At 34.0% G+C, this 5,565-nt stretch carries 6 protein-coding genes; 3 read left to right on the plus strand and 3 right to left on the minus strand.

From position 1 onward, the window contains the following. On the plus strand, positions 1–577 hold a 577-nt coding region (locus C6H25_RS08485; protein WP_233707370.1), incomplete at its 5' end, for an FkbM family methyltransferase. A 19-nt stretch (positions 578–596) separates the two neighbouring features. On the opposite strand, the gene C6H25_RS08490 is transcribed toward C6H25_RS08485, so the two are convergent. The 3 genes from C6H25_RS08490 to C6H25_RS08500 are packed head-to-tail and all read right to left on the minus strand — an operon-like array spanning position 597 to position 3,714. Next, positions 597–1,748 (minus strand): cation:proton antiporter, encoded by a 1,152-nt coding sequence (locus C6H25_RS08490; RefSeq protein ID WP_104748980.1) that lies wholly within the window; start codon positions 1,746–1,748, stop codon positions 597–599. Then, positions 1,745–2,335 carry a phosphoribosylglycinamide formyltransferase gene (gene purN, locus C6H25_RS08495; protein WP_104748981.1) on the minus strand — a complete coding sequence of 197 codons (591 nt, stop codon included), beginning with the start codon at positions 2,333–2,335 and terminating at the stop codon, positions 1,745–1,747. The genes C6H25_RS08490 and purN overlap by 4 nt, the downstream gene beginning before the upstream one ends. Continuing rightward, positions 2,332–3,714 carry an MATE family efflux transporter gene (locus C6H25_RS08500; protein ID WP_104748982.1) on the minus strand — a complete coding sequence of 461 codons (1,383 nt, stop codon included), beginning with the start codon at positions 3,712–3,714 and terminating at the stop codon, positions 2,332–2,334. The genes purN and C6H25_RS08500 overlap by 4 nt, the downstream gene beginning before the upstream one ends. A gap of 348 nt (positions 3,715–4,062) precedes the next feature. Between C6H25_RS08500 and C6H25_RS08505 the strand changes: the two genes are divergently transcribed. Further along, on the plus strand, positions 4,063–4,830 hold the full coding sequence (locus tag C6H25_RS08505; RefSeq protein ID WP_104748983.1) for a carbonic anhydrase family protein: 768 nt from the start codon (positions 4,063–4,065) through the stop codon (positions 4,828–4,830). Between the two features lie 140 nt (positions 4,831–4,970). Further along, on the plus strand, positions 4,971–5,565 hold a 595-nt coding region (gene cmoA / locus C6H25_RS08510), incomplete at its 3' end, for a carboxy-S-adenosyl-L-methionine synthase CmoA (protein WP_104748984.1).

The following is a 5,565-nucleotide window of genomic DNA, read 5'->3' on the forward strand; positions in this document are numbered from 1 at the left end:
CAATAAAGACAAAGAAGGGTTATATATTTTAGATGTGGGGGCGAATATTGGTAATCACTCGCTTTATTTTGCCCTAGAATGCAAAGCGACTAAAATTCTAGCCTTTGAACCTATTTGTTCTACCTTTGAAATTTTAGAAAAAAATATCGTTTTAAATCATTTGCAAAATATTATCACACCACTTAATGTTGGGCTATCCAATAAAAGTATTAATGCTAGTATTGTTGCTGATAGCCGTTTTGGCAATACGATTGGTTTTCATTCAGACAATATTGGTGGAACAAATCTTACTCAAGATGAAAATGGTGCTTTTAAATTAATCGCCCTAGATTCAATCAATTTAAAAGATTATGGTTTTGAAAGGCTTGATTTTATAAAAATTGATGTGGAAAATCATGAGATTGAAATGCTTGAAGGCGCTTTAGAAACTTTGAAAAAATACCGACCTATTATTTTTATTGAGACTTTTAAAGATAATAAAGAAAAGGTGTTTGGTATTTTAAATGGCTTGGGCTACCAACAAGTAAAATCTTTTCCATTTGATAATTACTTATTTGCCCCTAAAGAAGATAAATAGCAGAAACAATCAATAAAGTTTATTTTTTCTTATTAAGCATTTTTATTATAATGGTAAATAGCACTCCCTCAAAAATCGCTGCCATAAGTAGGGCATAATAGGTGCTTTGCGTGATAGCTTGAGCTTTTAGACCCACTGCAGCAGTGGTTACTAAAAAAGTCAAGGGCATGGATGCTCCTAAAGCGAATGAAAGAGTGTAAGTAGTGTTTTCAAAATAGTTTTTCCACACTAGAGTAGAGGCGATTAAATGCGAGCCTATCATCACTAACACGATTAAAACCCCTTGAATGATTAAATGCGGTTTTTGAAAGACTAATGCCAAATCTAAAGTTGAGCCTACATGGATAAAAAATAATGGCACAAAAAATCCAAAGCCTATATCATTTAACTTGTGAAACAATTCATGCTTATCAGAAAAAAAGGTAGAAACAATAAGTCCGGCTAAAAACGCCCCTAAAACCATTTCTAATTTCAACCATACCACAATAGCCACGAGCGAAAAAAAGAGCATGAGAGAAAAGCGCACATCTTGATTGAACTGATTATTTTTAGGCATGACAATAAGCCTTAGATTAGGAAACCACCAAAACAGCGTTTTGCACACTTGGAAAATCCCCATAATTAGCACTAAAAAAGCGGTTAAAATCCCTAAGTCTTGGTATAAATCTGAGCTTAAACCATGCGAATACGCTCCATCTACTACCACCAAGCAAATAATGCTTAATAGCTCCCCTAAAACCCCCACCTTTAGCACCAAATCAAGCCATGCTAATTCTTTATCATAGTCTTTAACTAGGGTCATAATCATACCCAAACTAATAATAGGAAAAATTACAATGAAAATAGGCTCTAGCTCAAAAATCCAAGTAACTGAAAATGAAAGGGTATAAACGATTAAAAAATACGCCAAAATGCGTTTTAAAAGTTTAGCCCCAAGCTTTTTAAACAGATAAATTTCTACTTCTAAACCGCATAAAAACATTAAAAATAAAAACCCTATTTCTGCCATCATTTCAAAGCCTTTGGTATGCTTGACTAGCCCTATATACGAACCAAAAGCTCCAAATAAGATTTCTACGACGGTTACAGGCAAGCGTGATATTCTAGCCACATAAGGTGCTAGAACGATTAAAAGCGTGATGAGAGAAAAGACTAAAAATTCCGCATTCATGCATGCAATCCTAAAACTTTTAACACCGCTTGACTATAAAGTCTATGCTCTATAGCATGCACTTGTTTTTTAAAGTCTTCTAAAGTCTTAAAAGCACTTTTTTGAAAGCTTTTTTGTAAGATGATTTCTCCGCTATCTAATTCTTCATTCACATAATGCACGCTCACGCCCGCATAACACTCTGCCCCCTTGAAACTACGCTCTAAAGCATGCAGACCTTTATAAAGGGGTAAAAGTGAGGGGTGGATATTAAGACAAACCTTTTCTTTTAAAAAATATCCGCTTAAAATACGCATAAACCCAGCTAAAATAATTAAATCGCATGCATAAGATTCTAAAATTTTTAAAAGTGCTTGCTCATAAAAAATGCGTGAAGTAAAATGGTGGTATTCTAAAACTTGATGATTTAAACCCAATGCTTTGCAACGCATTAGTCCATACGCCTTGGCGTTATCACTCACGCACAGACTGATTTGAACTTTTATAGAATTGTTGTGAGCGTCTTTAAAATACTTGTTATGCAAGTTTTTAGCTAATGCCTCTAAATTGCTCCCATTCCCACTAAAAAGCACTATAAGAGATTTCATCTCTTAGCCTTTTTGAGAAAATTTTGTTCTTCATAGGAAGTAAAAACCCCTTTTTTGACTTCGTAATAGGTTATGCCCATTGCAGTAAAAAATGCCAAGCATTGTGCGATAGGATAAGTTGCAAAAACCCCCTTAATCCCATAAAAATAGCTCATTATGGGTAATAAAATGATGATATAAAAGAGCGTGTGTGAAAGAGTGATAATAAATGAACTTCTAGTGCGTTGGATAGATTGGAAAAACACAGCGCATAAAATTGTCATGCCTAAAAAGATATAGCCAATATAATATACATTCATCGCTTTTTTGGTTTCTTGAATGAAACTTAAATCTTGCTCGTTAGCTTGCAAATACATTCTGATCAAATATTCATCTAAGAAGTAATAAATGCTATAAATTGAAACCCCCACTAAAAACGCCACTTTTAAGCCAAAAGCAAACACGGCTTTAACCCGCTCTAAATTCCTTGCTCCATAGCTAAAGCTCGCAATAGGCTGAATACCTTGAGAAATCGCAAATAAAGTGGTAAAAAAGATAACCGCATTATACATGATAATGCCATACATGCTTACAAATCTCTCGCCTGCGGTGTGCATAATAGCGGTATTAAAAATTAAAATCATCATAGCAAAGCTAAACTCTGCGGTGCTTTGAGGCACACCACTTCTAGCTGATGAAATGACTGCTGAGAGAGAGAAACGCCTAATGAAATATAATTGACCTTTTTTGCGCCAAAAATGTTGCATTAAGACTAGAAAGCCAATTCCATGCCCTATAATTGTAGCGTATGCACTACCTTGAACCCCCACTTCCAAAACAAAAATAAATAAGTAGTTGAAAAAGATATTCGCCAATGAGCCTATAAGCATAGCTACCATAGCTAAAATGGGGCGTTTATCATTCACCACAAAGACATCAGCCAAGGGGTGTAAGACCATAAAAACTGCTCCCATAAGAATGATTTTAATATAGTGCGAAGACATTTCTAATAAAGCATCATTACTTCCAAAAAGGCGTGCGATAGTTTCGCTAAAAGGCATTAATGCCATGCTAAAAATAAAGGTGCTAAGAGCGACAAAGTAGAATACGCTACTAAAAACAAGCCTAGCTCTATGGGTTTTATCCCTCCCTAAAAAATACCCTACAATACTAGCTGCCCCAAAGCCAAAGAGCAATTCATATGCTACAAGCGACGGAAAAATAGGCCATGCAATATTGACTGCTGCAATAGCCTCTTTGCCTAATTTTCTGCCTACAAACATGCCATCTATCATAGAATAAGTGGATAAAGAAATCATAGAGAAAGCCAAAGGAATAAAATAATAAAAAAACAACTTCCTAATGGAATCTTTATGCAAATCAATATTTGTTTTGAACATGCTAATAGTGCCTATCCTTCAAGTAGCTTAATAAGTTGTGTTATTGTAACGAATTTAGGGCTATTTTAAATCTAACGAAACCATTCTTTTTTAATGGGTTTTTTAAAAATATGTAATATTTATAAAAATAAAAAATATTTTTTAAAACATATTTAATCTATTTAGAACACTAGATTTTAACGCTTTTATCTCAAATATCATCATGCATGATTTAAATACATTACTATTTGAAACTTTTTTGAATAAAAGTTTTTAACTTTCAAATAATATAACTTTTAGTTTCTGTTAATATCCTTTCAAATGATAGAATTTTATCGTTGTATTCATCTCAACAAAAAAGGATATTTTATGAAAATTAATCAAAGATTTTATTCATTCATCGCCTTAGCCCTTTTAAGCACCACAACCCTTTTAAACGCTGATGCTAAATGGGACTATAAAGAAAATGGCTCTAAGGGAGCGAGTAATTGGGACAAGTTGCATAGAGATTTTGAAGTTTGTGCAAGTGGTAAAAGCCAATCTCCTATCAACATTGAGCATTATTACGATACTAAGGACAAAGCTGACTTGGTGTTTCACTATAATGTTTCTCAACCATCCAAAATAGCTTGCACTCACCACACTTTAAAAGTAAGTTTTGCCCCAGACAATAATATTAAATATCGTGGGCATACCTATGTGCTAGATAATGTGCATTTTCATACGCCAATGGAATTTCTCATCAAAGGTCAAACAAGACCTTTAAGTGCTCATTTTGTGCATAAGGATAAGCAAGGGCGTTTGCTTGTGGTGGCGATTGGCTTTAAAGAGGGGCATGAAAACCCATTCTTAAAGCCGATTTTAGAGGCAGCTAAAACAAAAAATGTAAAAAAAGCTAAGCCCATTGCTCTTTATGCCTTCTTAGAAAAACAAATCAGCTACTTCCATTTTAATGGCTCTCTTACAGCTCCTCCTTGCACTGAGGGTGTGGCATGGTTTGTTATAGAAAATCCTTTAGAACTTTCTAGCACACAGCTTGCTGAGATTAAAAAATATATGAAAGATTCGCCCAACCAACGCCCCGTTCAGCCTGATTATAACACGGTGATTATTAGAGGCACCGCACAAACACGCTGAGTTTGAGAAATAAAAAGGATAAATAAGCGTATAGATTTTGAAATCTTAGAAATCCCTAAAAAAATCAAGATTGCTCCATCTATGGAGTGCTTGATAAAAAACCCTAAGCTTGCGTTATAATAAACTAAAAAAGATTTTTGATGAAAGACACTCTATTTAATAATGCCTTAAACAAACGCTTTTGTTTTGATGAAAAGGTCGCTGAAGTGTTTGATGATATGCTGGGGCGTTCCATTCCTTATTATAATGAAATGTTAAATTTAGGGGCGTATTTTATCGCTCAAAATTTAAAAGAGACCACAAATGAAAAACCCTTGATTTATGATTTGGGCTGTTCTACCGGAAACTTTTTTATCGCTTTAAACAAACAGCTCAAAGAAAATCATAAAATACAATTGATAGGTATTGATAATTCAATGGCTATGCTTAAAAAAGCCCAAGAAAAATTAAAAGATTTTAAAAATGTGAATTTTGAATGTGCGAATTTTTTAGATGTTGAGTTCAAAGAAGCGAATGCGTTTTCTTTGCTTTTTGTGTTGCAATTTATCCGCCCTATGCAGAGAGAAATGTTACTCAAAAAGATTTATCATAGCCTTATGCCTAATGGTATATTAATCGTGGGTGAAAAGACAATGAGTGAAGATAGGATATTAGACAAGCAAATGATAGAGCTATACTATCTCTACAAGCACAATCAAGGCTATAGCAACAATGAAATCACTTTTAAAAGAGAAG

Source organism: Helicobacter cetorum (assembly GCF_900198405.1).
GTDB classification, from domain to species: Bacteria; Campylobacterota; Campylobacteria; order Campylobacterales; family Helicobacteraceae; genus Helicobacter; species Helicobacter cetorum_C.

Bases quoted from the DNA above. Each gene is read 5' to 3' on its own strand.
- purN (WP_104748981.1), bottom strand. From the start codon at position 2,335: ATGAAATCTCTTATAGTGCTTTTTAGTGGGAATGGGAGCAATTTAGAG.
- C6H25_RS08505 (WP_104748983.1), top strand. From the start codon at position 4,063: ATGAAAATTAATCAAAGATTTTATTCATTCATCGCCTTAGCCCTTTTA.
- C6H25_RS08490 (WP_104748980.1), bottom strand. From the start codon at position 1,748: ATGAATGCGGAATTTTTAGTCTTTTCTCTCATCACGCTTTTAATCGTT.
- C6H25_RS08500 (WP_104748982.1), bottom strand. From the start codon at position 3,714: ATGTTCAAAACAAATATTGATTTGCATAAAGATTCCATTAGGAAGTTG.